The organism is Bacteroides sp. AF25-5LB (assembly GCF_003602965.1).
In the GTDB taxonomy this organism is placed as follows: domain Bacteria; phylum Bacteroidota; class Bacteroidia; order Bacteroidales; family Bacteroidaceae; genus Bacteroides; species Bacteroides uniformis.
In genome coordinates, this window is record NZ_QTMC01000011.1 from 109078 (window position 1) to 123490 (window position 14413).

Below are 14413 nucleotides of genomic sequence, written 5' to 3' on the forward strand. Positions count from 1 at the left end.
TTGAATGTTTATGGGTGATTAATCGTTGATTTATTTCCGGTACAGATGCTTGAACTCGTGTGCATAGAGCCGTGACAGACCTTCACGGTTGCCGATGGCTTCGCCTACGACAATCATGGTTGTCAAGGTGAGGTTATTTTCCTTCACTATCCTGGCAAGGTCTTTGAGTTCCCCCCTAAATATTTGTTCGTCTTTCCATGTCAAGTGATAGCAGACAGCTACAGGGGTAGTTTCCGGATATTCCTGCAACAGTTCTTCCTGCACCTGCTCCGCAATGCTTGCACTGAGGAAGATGCACATGGTACTTTGTGAGCGTGCCATGAGATGTAGCTTTTCGCGTTCGGGCATGGGCGTGCGTCCTTCTCCGCGTGTTAGGATGATGCTTTGCACTTTTTCCGGAATGGTGAACTGCGACTTCAAGGCAGCTGCCGCCGCCTGGAAGGAGGATATGCCGGGGGTGATGTGGTAGCTCATATCGTGCCGGTCAAAGTAGTTCATCTGTTCCTGAATGGCACCATAGATACATGGGTCACCCGTATGCAGGCGTACGATGAATTTTCCCTTGTCATAGAACTTCTTCATCACTTCAAATTGTTCTTCCAAATCCATGGAAGCGGAGCTGAGTACGGTAGCCTCGGCCTTGGCACAGAGAGTCAGCTCCCTGGGAACGAGACTGCCGGCATACAGAATGAGGTCGGCGCGTTCCAGCATTTGGCGTCCGCGTACGGAAACCAGGTCCGGGTCGCCCGGGCCGGCACCCACTATTTCGATGTGGCCCTGGCGCACAGTTCTTATGTCGAGGGCGGCGGCCACGGTATAGTTCTCTCCTTTCTTCTTGGGCACCAGCAGCCGGGAGTTGTTTGCACTCAGCAAGGCGGCGGCTTCGCTGACGCTGGGGGTGCCCATGTGCTTCATGACGGTTTTGCTGGGATGAGGCACCTCTATCTCTGCCAGTTCCTCGGCTGTATAGAAGTAGACCGGGAACTTCTTTTGGAGCGCTTTCACTACCGGTTCGTCACTTTTGGCTTTAATCGTGGAGATGGAGGCGATGCTTTGGGGCATGATACCGTATTCCTTCAGCGTGTTCATAATCTCTTTCTCCACTTTCCGCACAGGGCCTGCCAGCCGGGCAAGGCCGATGCCGAGGTGTACGACACAAGGCACGTAGCATATCATAGGCATTTCCGGGAAGTTGGGGACTTGGGGAGATACGCACAGAATCAGTTTGAAGCGTGAAGGGTTGATGTCCTGCACCCGGTAGAATACTTCTACATGAGGCGGCAGGTGCGCCTCCATCCAGTCCGTACCTTCATTGCGCACCGTGAGCAACAGGGCGGTGGGCTTGCCGGAAACGAAGAGGCTGATATGCTCGTTCATGCATACTCTTTTTTTCTCTTCGGGCGTCTTGGCAAGTTCTGCCAGCAGGAGGGTGGAGGGTTCGGCGTTGATGACCGGAAACCACCCGAAACGTTGCGGCAGGGTATCGAGTCCCCATAGACCGGTGCAGTCGCTTTGCGTGGTGACTACCGGTTCGGCCCCGAGGATATTCGCTACCTGGTGGGTCAGTTCGTTGGCTCCTCCGATGTGTCCGGAAAGTACGGAGATGGCAAATTTACCGGTACTGTCCACGCAAATCACGGCAGGGTCGGTATATTTGTTCTTCACGCAAGGAGCGATGGTGCGGACACAGATTCCCATGGCGCCAATGAAGACAAAGGCATCATAGCGGTTGAAGTTTTCCGCTGTGAATTTGCCGGCGGATTCTATATGTGTGCATCCCTCTTCGTGCCTGAGGGTGAAGATTTCGGAGTCGGGAAGTTCGTTGAGTAGTGATTGGGCTATGCTCAAACCGGCTTCGGAGATTAGAATAATAGCTGTTTTCATAATGGGTATGTTTAAGAAAGCGTGGCTTTCATAATTTCAATGGGGTTATATTCGTTCAAGGCGATATGGGTGGAAGGGTGGAGCACCATTCCGTTCCGCTCGATTCCTCGGCAGAACGCCTCCTTGCTTTCTGCCGATACGGAGTTGAAGACGATGCAGCCTTCGGGGTGCAGCACTTGTTTCACTTTCTCTATCATTTCCTCCAGATGTCCGCCGTGTCCACCGATGAAGACGGCATCGGGGCGGGCAAAGGGAGTGAGGTCGGTGTGCAGGAAATCTCCGGTTACCGCCGTAATGCCCGGTGCGCCGAAGCGGCGGGAGTTGGTGTCCATCAGCTCTTTTCCTTCGGGGCGTATCTCGAAGGAGATGACGGCGAGATGAGGAAATTGCAGGCGGGCTTCGATGGAGACGGAACCGGTACAGAAACCGATGTCCCAGAAGACGCGGCGGCGGTTCAGTTCCAATGCCTGCAGGGTGAGCAGGCGGATGGGAGCCTTGGTTATCATGCGGGCGCGTCCGTCAAGATGTGCAAACTCTTCATCGGGGATGCCGAAGGGACGGACTGGAAAGTCTGGGGCTTCGCTACCGTGCAGGGAGTTTGTGCGGCATTGTCCGAGATGGCTGTCCAGCAGCAGGCAGTTGGGATGTTCGAAGTCACCGGAAACCGCTTCCTGGGGTGTCATCCGGCGTATGCGTTCCTTTTCGGGATTGCCGAGATGCTCGCCGATGTATAGTGTGTAGTGGGAGTACCCGTATTCCAGCATGCGGGCGGCAATGGTGACCGGGGTATGTTCGCGGTCGGTGAGGATGCCTATTTTGGGTGCATGCTCTATGAGGGCACGGTCGAACTCCTGCCACGGGCGTCCTGTCAGGGAGACGGTGCGCATGTCGTCATACGGCATGACGAGGCGGTGTGCCAATGTCTGCAAGGAATTGAAAGCGGGATAGAGCAGAATGTCTGCCTCGGGAAGCTTACGCTTTATGGTATTGGCAAAACCGAAGAACAACGGGTCGCCGGACGCGAATACAATGATGGAGTTGTCCGTAGCCGTCTCTTCGAAGCGGGTAAATATTTCTTCATAACGGGAAAAGACGCGGTCCAGCGGTACGGTGATGGAAATCCATTCGGCCCCGGCAGGCAGCAGAGAACCGACAATCTCCTTATGCCGTATGCCACCGGAGAAAACCTTCCCCTTCCGTATCTGCGCCAGTGCTTCCGGTGGAAAGAAGGGGGAACGGTTGTCATCCATTCCTATGATTATAAATCTGTGTTTCATTCAATGAGTAATCTTATGAAAATATCAAGTAATGTAAGGGGGCATAACAAGTAATGTTATCGGTCGTAACAAGTAATGTTATGGAATGTCTCTTTTCACTTACACATCCCTGCCCGGGCGCAACTGCTCCGCATCGTTGTAGCACAGCACGGAGTTCACCAGCGTGGCAGCTAAGTTACTGCCTCCCTTACGTCCTTCTACGATAATCTTGGGTATTTCCGTAAAGGGTTTCACCATGTGTTTGGACTCCTGCACATGCACGAAGCCTACCGGTGCAGCAACAATGCCCGCCGGATGTGCCTTGCCCTTACGTATCAGGTCGCAGAGTTCCATAAGTGCCGTAGGTGCATTGCCGAATACAAAGAAAGCATCGGGATGCTCCTCCACAGCCAGGCGGATGCCTGCCTGGGTACGGGTGATGCCTTTCTCTGCAGCCATCGTCGCCGTGCGCGGGTCGCCGAGGTAACATTTCACCTCTATGCCCAGCCGCTGCAAAGCTCCTTTGCGGATACCGCTGGCTGCCATCGTGACGTCTGTGACAATCGTCTTGATTCCGCCTTTCTCGATGGCTTGATACAAGGAAGCCACGGCACCTTCGTCCGTATGCAGCAGATGCTCCATTTCAAAATCGGCGGTGGTATGTATGGCATGGAGTAAAGCCCATTTATGGTCGAGGGGAATATGCTTGTTCTTCAGTTCCTTTTCGATGGTACGGAAACTACGAATCATGATGTCTTGCCCGATGCCCGTGGCTTCGGTATTCGTGTCCCGGTAATAGCCGCGCGGAGTGATGAAGGCTCCGTTCCATTCGTAGGACTGTGAGTTGCCTATCAATACGACTGTAAACATATCCACCTCTTCGGGATTGAAATCTCCCAGCGTGGTGATGTGTACCGCTTGTTCCGGGCGTCCTGCCTGGCGTACATATCCCACGGGCGTTTCCGGTGAGCGTCCTTCCTGCAGAAAGAGTTCTTTCAAGCGGTAAAGCTGCCAGTAGCGTCCTTCACTTTTGGGGTTGTAGACTGCCGTCACGAAGTCGGCGGCAGCGGCTGCGATGATACGCCTTTCAATACGCTCCCAGGGAGTCATCAGGTCTGAAAGGGAGATGACACAGAAGTCATGTCCTACGGGAGCTCCCAGCAGTGAGGCTGCCTTTTGGAAAGCGCTGATGCCCGGCAGCGAAACGATTTCCACGTCGCTGTTCCTTTCCCGCTTCATCTCGTAGACAAGCGGCGTCATACCATAAATGCCCGCATCCCCGGAACTGATGACGCAGACCGTCTTTCCCTGCTCTGCCAGCTCGAAAGCCTGCTCGGCACGGGCGCGCTCACGCTTCATGCCGGTATCTATGCATGCTGTTGAGGGGTGGAGATAAGGGGTTACAAATTGGAAATAGTACTTATATCCCACCACTACATCTGATTCTTGCAAAGCGGAAATTACGGCGGGAGTTATATCCGATTCATTGCCCGGTCCGATGCCGGCAACAATTATTTTGGGGTGTTTCATATCCATATGTTCTATTGGCATACAAAGATAGAACTTATATTTGATGAAACCGAAAAAACTCTGTGCTAATCCGCGTAATCTGTGGTGAAACTTTATTGTCTAAACCTGCAAGTGCCGGTATTCGCTCGGAGTATAGCCTACGTTCTTCTTGAACACGCGGTTGAAGTGCTGCGAATACTGGTATCCCAGTTCATAGGCAATCTGGCTGACTGTCTTCCCGCTTCCTATAATCATTTCTTTGGCCAGGTCGATGATTTTGTTCTGGATATATTCCTGCGCCGTCTTTCCGGTTTCCTTCTTCACCAAATCTCCGAAATAGTTGGAGGAGAGGAACACTTTGTCTGCGAAGTATTTCACGGAAGGCAGTCCTTCGGTCTGCGGTTTGTCGCTCTGGAAATAGTCATCTATCAGTGCTTCAAATTTCATCAGGATGTCTTTGTTGGCTGCCGAGCGGGTGATGAACTGGCGTTCGTAGAAACGCATGCAGTAGTCCAACAGTAGCTCGATGTTGCGCGCAATCAGACCCTTGCTGTGCTTGTCGATGGGGCGTTGGATTTCCATCTTAATCTTCTTCAGACAGTCGAGGAAGATTTCTTTCTCGTCTTCGGACAAATGCAGTGCCTCGGTAGAGGAATAGGAAAAGAAGGAATACTGCTTTATTCCCTGTCCCAGCGAGGTGCCTTTTATCAAGTCGGGGTGGAACAGCAGGCCGGAGGCGCTGGGCTGCATACCTTCCAGCATGTTGACCTCGGTCACCTGGCCCGGGGCGAAGCTGGTTACCGTGCCTTCCTGGTAATCGTAATACTGTTTTCCATAGCGTATGTCTCCGCATTTGGTGTTTTTGAGGAAAAGGGCGTATACGCCATAGTTCAAGGTGAAATGCCTGGGATATCCGGTGGCTTCGGACAAATCGACTACGCTGACCAGCGGATGCAGGGTTTCGAGACCGAACATCTTGTTGTATTGGTCTACAGCATTGAGCTTGATTACTTCTTCCATAAACGTTCCTGTTAGTTTTGTACAAATGTAGAGAATAATCCGGAAAGTTCCATATTGCAGGAGGAGGAATCCGTAATATGGTTACAAATGTCCGTAATCTGTGTACATTGAAAAGAGCTACACCCTTTGTCCGGAATGGTGTAGCCATCCGGAGCAAAGGGTGTAGCCTTGGTATGTAAAAGGTGTAACCCTTTTACGCTTGCTGGTTATCAATCTTTTAGCATGGCTTTGATGTGTTCCATATAGAGCTGGCGGATGGCTTTGTTTTCGCCCAGTCCCTGCATGCGTACATTCACTTGATAGCCTTGCTTTTCAAGTTCCGTCTTCCACACGCCGGCAATGTCTTCCTTGGTATGGTTGCCGCATACCAACAGCAACGGAACCAATGTCACGCTCTTGGGGCGTGTCTCTTTCAGTTGCAGCAGGGTTGCGTCCAGGGTAGGATATCCTTCAATGGTGCTGACGTGGAAGTTCTTCAGTCCATGGGCTTTCATCATGAAGTCGAGCATGGCGTAAGTAGCCGTGCTGGGTAGCTGGTTGCCGTGCCCCACATAGACAATGTCTTCTTTCTTTTCCGGCTGTTCGGCGGTCAGTATACCGATTACCTTCTCGCAGTCTTCGACGGAGTAGAGCAGGGGATTTCCCACTTTTATCTCCTTGAAGAAGGGACGGAGCTTGTCTGCATCCCTGCGGACGGAGGTCATCTCACTGCCTTCTATCAAGGTGGTGCTCTGGACGTAGATGGTCTGGTAGCCTTCGGCGCGAAGTTTCAGCAGTGCATCCGTAGGGCTGTCTTTGTACACACCCTCCTTGGCAAGTCTTTTTCGTACAATCGGCGAGATGTATGCTTCGCGCACTGTAAACTGCGGAAAGGCTTCTTGTGCCTCACGGGTCACGACGTCGAGCGTCAAGGCACGTGTCTGAGGGTCCGAACTGCCATAATGGGTGATGAGCAGAGCCGCCTTCTCCTCTTGTTGTGCGGAGGAGAAGAGGCTGATGCCGAGTAAATAGAGAGTGATGAAAAAATGTTTCATAATTGTTGTTGTTTCTAAAAGCGTTATGGAGAAATTATTTTAGTCTGAGTGCCAGGCTGACTACTACCGAACGTCCCGGGGAATACAAGGCGAAGTTCTTGTTCAGCGGGCGGTTGTCCTTCTTGTTGAAGATATTGTCTATGCCGATGCCCGGTTCGATGACAAAGTTGCGGAAGCCGTCGAAGGTATGGCGGGTATTGAGGTTCCAGATGCCGTAGCCCGGAGCATTGCCGTCCGCGTCACCCGGATAATAGACTTTGCTTTGCAGACGACCGTTCAAGTTGAGGTTCAAGGTATAGTCGCTCCAGCTGTGTGTATAGTTTCCGGTGATGGTGGCTGTATGGCGTATGCTGCGTTCGATGTTTTGCCATTCGCCTCCTTCGTTCAGACCGCGTCCATAGGCGTAGGTATAGTTTCCGGCCAGGGTGAAGCCCGGGAACAGATTGCCGTTCAAGTTCACTTCAAAGCCTTTGACGGTAGCTTTCTCGAAATTGAAGTAGTTCTTGACACTTAGGTTTTTCGTGGATGAAAGGTCACCGATTTCGGGGAACTCTTCACGCAACTGGTTCTGCTCTGCTTCCGGTAGGTCATCGAATTTAGTGGATTTGGAAGTTACCATGTTCTTTACATAGTTCAGGTAACCAGTGACGGAAGCACTGAAACGGTTGGTGCGGTATTCCATGTTGATGGAGTAATAGTTGCTGCGTTCGGGGTCGAGGTTCTCGTCACCCAATGAGATGGTGGCTCGTGTACCCATTGTCTTCTTGAACATGTGGTAGTAGAGCTCGTCGATTCCCGGAGCGCGGAATCCGGCAGCATAGGTGGCACGTACATTGAAGTTGCCTATGTTGTACATGGCTGCCACTTTGGGGGTGAAGCGTCCACCCGTCTGTTCGTGATGGTCGTAGCGTACACCCACAACACCGGTCAGATGGTTCCATAGCTTCACTTCATGCTGGCCGTAGGCTGATGTCGTATAGACACTTTTGTCCAAATCAGAGTCGGGACGGCGGAGCACTTCACGGCGATAGTCCACACCGAACACCGTAGTGCTGTTGGTTGTAAAACCGAAGATACCTTTCAACTCGGCATCATGGAATTTCTGAAGCTTGGTAAGCGCATACTGTCCGGGCAGGTATCCGCTGTTTTCTATCAGGTATTTGTAGCGTGATGCGTAATTGTTTCCTGAATAGTCGAACTGGATAACGTTGCGTTTACTCAGTTTGTATTTGGCGCCTGCCCCCCAGTTGTAACCTTCGTAGGTAGTGTTGTACTTGCTTCCGCCGGTGATGTCTTCGCGTTCTACCGGACGTTCGAGTCCGCGGTTATAGTATCCACCGTTGGCATAGAAGGAAAGCTGGTCCGTAACATCATAGGTAAACTTCTGCGAAAAGTTATTCGAGCTATAGCCCAGGGAGAGCGGGGCAATCGTTTCGATGATGTCTTCTCCATCTTCTGTCAGATGGCTGTTTTGCCAACCGTCGGAGTGGTCGTATTTATAGGAAGTGTAGGACCCTATTTTTCCTTGGGCGATGTCCAGATTCAAGCCTTGGGAGAATTGATTCTTTCTCGTATAGCTGCTATTGCTGCTGAAGGCTACCACATCTTTAGGCTCGTTGGTAATGATATTGATTACACCGCCGATGGCATCCGAACCATAAAGGGAAGAAGCGGCTCCGTTCAGCACCTCGATGCGCTTGACGCGGGTCATGTCTATTTGGTTGAGGTCGATGTTACCGGTAATGTCTCCCGTGACCTTGCGTCCGTTTACCAATATCAGCACGTGCTTGTTGGAGAGTCCGTTCATCATCAGATAGGACCCCATCGCGTTCGGACGGAAGGAGAGCGAGGGTACCATCATGGTCAAGGCCTGCTGGAAGTCGGTGATACCGGCACGCTTTATCTCGTTGGCAGTGATAACCGATACCGGAGACGGAGTGTTCTTCAGTCGCTGATGTGTACCCGTACCCGTTACTACAACCGGGTTCAACTCGTGAGTTTTCTTGGTCATATCGTCGCTGTCACCTTTTTCTGCTTGTGCATAGGCACCGGTGGCGATGATTCCTCCCATAAGGAGAACTGTGAGAAGTCTTTTCTTTATCATATATTGTTTTATTTTATATAACGCTGCAAAGGTACATACCATTATCGGAGGGTGAAATACTTAATAGTTGTTATACTGCGATGGCCAAATAGCTATTAATAGGTACTGTATTCCCTTATTCCGGCACATAGATAATCTCTCCATTTTCAAGCTGATAGGCAACTCCCACTTTCTTTCCTCTTTTACCGGAGGTCTTTGGGTCTTCGCTGGGAGTGTATTTCTTGATTTCCTGCCCTTCTTTGGTAATGATTTCCATATTTTCCTTTCCGGGATTCTTCACCATGGTGAAGTCTTCTTTGGAAAACATCTCCGTCATATTGAAGCGGGAGACGAGAGCCACCATCAAGGCTACGGCAAAGACCATTGCTACGTCAAAAAGATTGGCTACCGTACCCATGGGGTCGGAGTCCGAATCGCTGTGCAGTAATCTGTTTCTCTTACTCTTCATTGTTTTCGTATCGTTAGTCCGTTATTCCTTTTCGGCCGTTTGGCGGCTTATCACTTTGTACAGATATTCCAAGTCGTTCATTTCGCGGGCATACCAGCGTTGTTTCACTTGCAGGGTGATGATGCCGACAGCAGCAATGACCAGTCCTACCACTGTAGTGGCAAAAGCCACCTGCATATTGTAGGCCATGGAGGAGATGTCTCCTTGTGCCAAACCTACCAGTGCGGGACCCATCGGGATGAGGGTACCCATCAGTCCCAACATAGGACCCAGCTTGATGAAAGTACGCGAACGTCCCAACTCCTTCTCGGCTTCCACTTCATAATTGGCAAGCAGGTGTTCGCAGTAGGCGTCGTCGTCCCGGTGTGCGGACAGTTTGGACAAGCTGCGGAGGAGAGGGGAGTTACCTGCCGACGGGAGTTGCTGCACCAGTCCGTCTATATTCTCTGGGGTGATGTTCTCCAGTGTTTCAGCGAATTGCTTCTGTAATTTCATCCGTTGATAGAACTCCCCGAAGAAACCTCCCGCAAGGAGAATGGCACGTAGAAAGAATAGCAGCAGCAGGACTATGACGGGAACCAGCAGCCCGTTCGAAATCCAGAACAGTGTGTTTGAGATTGTTTCCATATATCTTTTTAGTTTTTAATTCTTTAATTCGTTTCAATAGCCCGTGGCAATGATGCTCAATATAACAATGAAAATATTGACAATGAACAATACTTCCAAGCGCAGCGGCTTGTCACCGATAGCATATCGCAGCAAACGGCTACCGGCACCGACTGCAAGGAAAGTAACACCGGCTGCTATCCATGAGAGACTGCCGAAATCAAGACCGGGAAAAGAGAAAAGCAGTAGCGCCAGGACGTAGCAGATTACTCCGCCTATCAGTATGCCGGGGTATAGCTTCAGCAAGAGGGTGACCGCTTGTTTGAAGGCCGTGTTGCGGGTACGCATTTCTGCGAAACAGTCGAAACAGAAAGCTATCATTACGGCAGCTTCCAGGGTGACACATACCGACAAGTTCAACATCTGCGGGCGGGAAGCAAAAAAAGATGCCACCACGGTCTTGGACTGTTCCGTCATCCACGGAGTCACCAGCCACGCAAAAAAGGCACAGCCTGCGGCAACCGTCCACATTCCCCAGCGGGGATAGAACCCCACCTTCAATAGAAAATTGAGGGCAATGAATAGGGCTAACAGATGAATGACATATTCCATAATACTCTGTTTCTATTTATTCTTTTTCCTTCTCTTCAACAGTACGACCAGTCCGATGAAGGTGATGACGACAAGACTGCCTGCAATCACTCCGTTCACTCTGTTCTTACGTACCGTTTGTTCGGAAGCCAGTTTGTGTTCTTTCAGTACGACATTCTTGTCATTGGTTACGGATGCTTCGTGTACCTCCTGCATGTTTCGGGTATAGGTCTGCTTCTCACTATTGTTCAACCGGTCGGCAACGAACGATTGGAGCCTGGTATTGTCACAAACGAACTCTGTGCAGGCGGCACCCTTCTCGCGTGTGATTTGTGCATGCAAGGAGGCGGTGGTTTTCAGTTGCTCATCAGATGCTTTCCAGTAACCTTTGCGGGCACTTTCCAGCATGACGGCTGTCATGGCCTGGAATGCGGCGGGATTGACACGGAGGAAGTACTCGTGAATGCCCAGCTTATTCTCATCCTTTATATATATTCTATATAAGTCATTGAACAGTTCCTTGTCTATGGCCGACGGACGCATAACGTGCCAGCCGAAGATGTTGCGGAAGATTTCGCCGAACATCTGCGCCGAACCTTCCCCGCCTTTCATCCGCTCTTGTATAAAGGTAGGGTTCAAGACGGTGGAACGTGTCTCTACGGCAATGGCCTCTTTGGCATCCTGCATGCGGCGGTTGGTCCGGTTGCGGTAGTCTGCCATATAGGCATCCGGTTCCTTGCCGGTCACGGTTTTGACGGTGAGCGAGAGTCCGCCCGTAAATTCATATACATGGTCCAGAGAGATGGGGCCCCATGTGTTACTTTGACGGGGCTGGATGACAACATCCGTTTCGGACAGTGCCGAGGCAAACAAACCTTCCTGGACGTCTCCCCAATTTTCGTCGTCCCCATAAGAGGCACCCATATTGTTGAGATATCCTTCCGCTATTTCCTTTTCGCTTTCCCACGAACCGCTGTGCTCGGTATAGGCCATCATACCGGTACTGTATCCGCTGTTGACCGGTCCGAATACACGCATCACAGACATTTCACGGGCACGTTTGGGGGAAGTTCCCTTTTCTACCAGTAATTTTTCCTGCAACAATGTACCTGATGCCACGTAGTTGGAATAGGTCTCATTCCCGGCTTCCGATGCCAGACGTATGGCATCGGTCAGTAGTTTCAGGCGGGAACCGGCGATGTCGCGCAGTTGCCCGGAGACTTGCACCAGCACATTGATGCGCGGACGTCCCAGTTCTTCGCTGGGCACCAGTTTCAAGTCGACCACTCTGCCTTGGTCATCGCGTACGGGTTCTACTCCCAACATCCAGAATACTTGAGCGAGTGTGGCTCCTTCCGTATTGATGAATTCGCCTGCCCAGAAGGTATAGCTTACTTTCCGGGGATATTTGCCGTGCTTGCCGATGTACTGTTTTAAAGTCGCTTCTGCCAATCGCTTCCCATCTTCCCAAGCCCTTGGGTTGGGAGTATTCTCGGCGTTGATGCTGTACATGTTGCGTCCGGTGGGCAGAACGTTCGGGTTCAGTACGGGGTCACCTCCTGGAGCGGGAAATACGGTCTCCCCGCTGAGTGCACGCACCATGGCATTTTGCTCGTTGGCGGTGGAGGCCAGCAACTGTTCGCGATAGAGCAGGGCGGGGCGAAGCTCCGGTGCTACAGATGCAGTATCTTTGGGTGGATTCTGGAGTAAGGCAGTCAGTCTTTTCCTGGCAGCAGGCAAGTAGTGGTGGGCTATATAGGTAAAGTCTTGCAACTGCTTTGTGGTGATTTTACCTTTATCGCGGTCCTTGCGGGCCGTTTCGTATGCCAGCGGGTCGGCAGCGACGGCGAGAGTGGTAGTCAGCAGGTCGCGGTCAGAATAAGGCTCGTTCATGGTGTAGTACGCACCCAGTATCTTTTCGTTGGCTATCTCTTCGGTGAAGGCATCCAGACGTTCAAACTCCTCGGCTGTATAGGGTTCGCCGGATATGGAATCCAGATTGAGGTCGCGGTGCAGCCCCAGGCGCATGGCCTCTTTTTTGATGTTCATTCCCAGAGCCCGGTGTTTGGCAGTCCCTTCGTCCAGCACTTTGTGAATATCTTCCAGCAAGGCCGAATAGCGTTGGCGCATACCGCTCTCCACGTAGGGCGGAGTGAGATGGGTGACCAGTACGGCATGTGTTCGGCGTTTGGCAATGATACCCTCGCCTACGTTTCCGGTGGTATAGAAGTAGAAGTGGGGGAGGTTACCAATCAGTACATCCGACCAGTCGGCCTGCGACTGTGCCACATTCTTTCCGGGAGTATATTCCAGGTTGCCGTGGGTGCCGAAGTGAATCACCGCATCTGCTTTGAAACCTTTTTGCATATACAGATAAGGAGCCAGATAACTGTGGGGCGGCGCCACCGGCATACCGTGCACCAGTTTGAACTCATCATCTCCCAATGCCGGGCGGGGCTGGGGGAAGAGCAGGATATTGCCGAATTGCAGGCAGGCAATGGCGATACTATCTTCTGTTGCCAGCAGATTGCCGGGCGCATCTCCATATCTGTCCGTCACTTCCTGATATTTCTCGGGAAGGAGTACTTCGTGTGCCCATTGTTCGTATTGCTCGGTAGACAACCATACCGGGTGTGCTGTTTTCAAAAACTGTTCTTGCGCTCCTTTGGCATACGAACCCATGACGGCACCGTCACGATGTATCCGCTTGCCGAACTCCTCTACAGTGGCAGGCAGTCCGCCGACGTCGTACCCTTCCGAGTGCAGGCGTTTCAAGAAGTTGTAGAGTGAAGGAATCACTTCCATTCCGCTTGCCAGCAGAGCGTCTTTTCCCGGAGTCTTGAAGTAGCAGATGGCAACACGTTTTTCTTTGTTGGACATGTTTCTCAGGGACATATATTTGGTAATATGGTCCACTACAGCATCTATCCGTTCATTCTCGGCGGTGTACAGATAATATCCCTGCTTGTTTTTGTTTTGGGTGGCGATGCAGAGGGGCAGCATGCCTCCGTCTATCTCCGGCACCACTATACGGGCAGTCAGCGTACCGCCGCTGACGGGGGTATTGGGGTTCAGCCATTCCTCGTGGGGCTGAATCAGCGGGAAAGGCATGAATAAAGGAATGTTTTCCTGGTGCAGCCAGTTGATGAGTGAGTCATTGCCCAACCGTCCCATAGGCAGGTAGACTACTGCATCGGGATGGAGGGTACGTATCATATCGGCACGCGGTTGGCCTCCGGCAGTGAAAGGGTAGACATTGAAGCCTGCTTGTGTCAAGCGGGAGATGAGGGAATCTACGTGGGCACGGTTTCCTTCCATCGGAAAGTTGAGTCCGGAAATCAGGGCAAGGTTGCGTCCGTCCTCATGGTAGAGATTTTTTTCTTTCAGATAGGCAGTTACCTCTTGCGGAGTACTGAAGTAGCGGCCGTATTCGCGGTGGTAGAACATGTTCTCTAGCAATGGGATGGGAGGCTCGTAATCTTGGTGTCCCCACCGGTGGGGAGTGGCAATGTGGCGCAGGTAGAGTAAGGCATTCCGGTAGTTGTGTTTGTTGCCGTTCTTGAGGTACTCCCGCAACGTGTGCTGTTGCTCGTTGGTGATGTTATAGTTGATGGAGAAAGCGGAGTTTCGTAACGTATTGGTAAAGACCGGTACTCCGCCGGCACCCACCCGTTCCACTTCGGCAACTTGGCTGTCATCGAGATACAAGCCCCTGCTGTACATCACGATGGCGTCATAGCCGGAAAGGTCCTTCACATCTTCTTTTTTGATGCAGTTGACTTCTATCCGGGCACAGTCATTGTTCAGGGCAATGTCGGCAGCTTGTGCCAGGGTTGCGTTGATAATAAGTATACGTGTAGGAGCAAGCCAGTATTGATAGGCCGCAAAGCTGCAGACAATCAATAGGGCTATGCTGCCGAGGAATATTCCAAGTCTTTTCTTATTCATACAAGTTTATTCT

At 51.6% G+C, this 14413-nt stretch carries 10 protein-coding genes; all 10 read right to left on the reverse strand.

Translation table 11 applies throughout. From position 1 onward, the window contains the following. Positions 1-30 precede the first annotated feature (30 nt). The 10 genes from cobM to DWY57_RS13300 all read right to left on the reverse strand — a co-directional run bounded on the left by cobM (position 31) and on the right by DWY57_RS13300 (position 14400). Positions 31-1884, reverse strand: a complete 1854-nt coding sequence (cobM, locus tag DWY57_RS13255; protein WP_119961907.1) for a precorrin-4 C(11)-methyltransferase — start codon at positions 1882-1884, stop codon at positions 31-33. A gap of 11 nt (positions 1885-1895) precedes the next feature. Next, the gene (gene cbiE / locus DWY57_RS13260; RefSeq protein WP_119961908.1) at positions 1896-3161 is read right to left on the reverse strand and encodes a precorrin-6y C5,15-methyltransferase (decarboxylating) subunit CbiE; all 1266 of its coding nucleotides are present in this window, start codon (positions 3159-3161) and stop codon (positions 1896-1898) included. 99 nt (positions 3162-3260) lie between these two features. Next, positions 3261-4670, reverse strand: coding sequence for a precorrin-3B C(17)-methyltransferase (gene cobJ / locus DWY57_RS13265; protein ID WP_119961930.1), 1410 nt, complete (start codon positions 4668-4670; stop codon positions 3261-3263). 99 nt (positions 4671-4769) lie between these two features. Beyond that, the gene (locus tag DWY57_RS13270) at positions 4770-5669 is read right to left on the reverse strand and encodes a helix-turn-helix domain-containing protein (protein ID WP_005836667.1); all 900 of its coding nucleotides are present in this window, start codon (positions 5667-5669) and stop codon (positions 4770-4772) included. 209 nt (positions 5670-5878) lie between these two features. Then, positions 5879-6703 carry a sirohydrochlorin cobaltochelatase gene (locus tag DWY57_RS13275; RefSeq protein WP_117866382.1) on the reverse strand — a complete coding sequence of 275 codons (825 nt, stop codon included), beginning with the start codon at positions 6701-6703 and terminating at the stop codon, positions 5879-5881. 34 nt (positions 6704-6737) lie between these two features. Continuing rightward, positions 6738-8807: a TonB-dependent receptor gene (locus DWY57_RS13280; RefSeq protein ID WP_207805167.1), complete on the reverse strand. Its 2070-nt coding sequence runs from the start codon at positions 8805-8807 to the stop codon at positions 6738-6740. 115 nt (positions 8808-8922) lie between these two features. Beyond that, positions 8923-9255, reverse strand: coding sequence for a DUF2149 domain-containing protein (locus DWY57_RS13285; RefSeq protein ID WP_005836672.1), 333 nt, complete (start codon positions 9253-9255; stop codon positions 8923-8925). Positions 9256-9276: 21 nt separating this feature from the next. Next, the gene (locus tag DWY57_RS13290; protein ID WP_117599534.1) at positions 9277-9882 is read right to left on the reverse strand and encodes a MotA/TolQ/ExbB proton channel family protein; all 606 of its coding nucleotides are present in this window, start codon (positions 9880-9882) and stop codon (positions 9277-9279) included. A 33-nt stretch (positions 9883-9915) separates the two neighbouring features. Further along, entirely contained in the window at positions 9916-10473 is a 558-nt protein-coding gene (locus DWY57_RS13295; RefSeq protein ID WP_117599535.1) for a hypothetical protein, read from the reverse strand. Positions 10474-10485: 12 nt separating this feature from the next. After that, positions 10486-14400: a cobaltochelatase subunit CobN gene (locus DWY57_RS13300; protein ID WP_119961910.1), complete on the reverse strand. Its 3915-nt coding sequence runs from the start codon at positions 14398-14400 to the stop codon at positions 10486-10488. Positions 14401-14413 lie beyond the last annotated feature (13 nt).

Coding starts and splice junctions, on each gene's coding strand:
- cobM (WP_119961907.1), bottom strand. CDS start 1,884: ATGAAAACAGCTATTATTCTAATCTCCGAAGCCGGTTTGAGCATAGCC.
- cbiE (WP_119961908.1), bottom strand. CDS start 3,161: ATGAAACACAGATTTATAATCATAGGAATGGATGACAACCGTTCCCCC.
- cobJ (WP_119961930.1), bottom strand. CDS start 4,670: ATGAAACACCCCAAAATAATTGTTGCCGGCATCGGACCGGGCAATGAA.
- DWY57_RS13270 (WP_005836667.1), bottom strand. CDS start 5,669: ATGGAAGAAGTAATCAAGCTCAATGCTGTAGACCAATACAACAAGATG.
- DWY57_RS13275 (WP_117866382.1), bottom strand. CDS start 6,703: ATGAAACATTTTTTCATCACTCTCTATTTACTCGGCATCAGCCTCTTC.
- DWY57_RS13280 (WP_207805167.1), bottom strand. CDS start 8,807: ATGATAAAGAAAAGACTTCTCACAGTTCTCCTTATGGGAGGAATCATC.
- DWY57_RS13285 (WP_005836672.1), bottom strand. CDS start 9,255: ATGAAGAGTAAGAGAAACAGATTACTGCACAGCGATTCGGACTCCGAC.
- DWY57_RS13290 (WP_117599534.1), bottom strand. CDS start 9,882: ATGGAAACAATCTCAAACACACTGTTCTGGATTTCGAACGGGCTGCTG.
- DWY57_RS13295 (WP_117599535.1), bottom strand. CDS start 10,473: ATGGAATATGTCATTCATCTGTTAGCCCTATTCATTGCCCTCAATTTT.
- DWY57_RS13300 (WP_119961910.1), bottom strand. CDS start 14,400: ATGAATAAGAAAAGACTTGGAATATTCCTCGGCAGCATAGCCCTATTG.